We start from the raw sequence: 971 nt of genomic DNA on the forward strand, positions 1-971 counted from the left end.
CTAGAGCGGTTCACGGATTTATTGAATCGGAAGGGATTCCGGATCCGGGGCGAATGTGATTCAAGATGCTGGCTGGGCTGGAGGCCAGCATCCGATGGTCCGACCAATCTCTGACGATTTGCGTAAGCGTGCGGTATCCGCGGTTGCCAGAGGTGAGAGCTGCCGTTCTGTGGCGGCACGGTTTGGCGTTGCGGTCTCTTCGGTTGTGAAGTGGTCGCAGCGTTATCGAACGACCGGCTCGGTAGCGCCTGGCAAGATGGGTGGTCATCGCAAGCCTGTGCTTGATCCGCACCGCGCCTTCATCATCGAGCGGATCACTCAGACGCCGCACCTGACGCTGCATGGTCTGAAGGCGGAGCTGGCTGCCCGTGGGGTCAAAGTCTCACATAACGCAGTCTGGCTGTTCCTGCGCCGGGAAGGGCTGCGGTTCAAAAAAAACACTGTTCGCCCTTGAGCAGGCTCGCGCCGACGTCTCTCGTAAGCGCCAGCGTTGGCGATCCTGGCAGACCGGACTTGATCCAGGCCGGCTCGTCTTCATCGATGAGACCTGGATCAAAACCAACATGGCCCCTTTGCGAGGGTGGGGACCGAAAGGGGCGCGCCTGCGCGGCTTCGCTCCGCACGGTCACTGGCGTACCCTCACATTCCTCGGTGCGCTACGCCACGACCAACTCACCGCCCCCTGCGTCTTCGACGGGCCGATCAACGGCGAATGCTTCCTCGCTTACGTCAAGCACCTCCTCCTGCCGACCCTGCGCGAGGGCGACATCGTCGTTCTCGACAATCTCGGAAGCCACAAGTCGAAAGCCGTCAGGCAGATGATCAAGTCGGCTGGCGCCAGGCTCTGGTACCTGCCGCCATACTCACCCGACCTCAACCCGATCGAACAGGCCTTCTCCAAGATCAAACACTGGATGCGTCAAGCTCAAAAGCGCACCATAGAGGATACTTGGCGCCACATCGGTCACCTC

1 protein-coding gene is annotated in these 971 nt (G+C 60.8%); it reads left to right on the forward strand.

Annotated features, from left to right (window positions below; translation table 11 throughout):
• Positions 1-94: 94 nt before the first annotated feature.
• Positions 95-971, forward strand: a protein-coding gene (locus XH87_RS08410; RefSeq protein ID WP_271586897.1) for an IS630 family transposase whose coding sequence is annotated in 2 segments (ribosomal slippage) — positions 95-430 and positions 432-971 — 876 coding nt annotated over the 2 segments. Because the reading frame shifts where the segments join, the coding sequence is not laid out codon by codon here. This gene is flagged as partial in the annotation.

Origin of the sequence: Bradyrhizobium sp. CCBAU 53415 (assembly GCF_028128735.1) — a bacterium.
Taxonomy (GTDB): domain Bacteria; phylum Pseudomonadota; class Alphaproteobacteria; order Rhizobiales; family Xanthobacteraceae; genus Bradyrhizobium.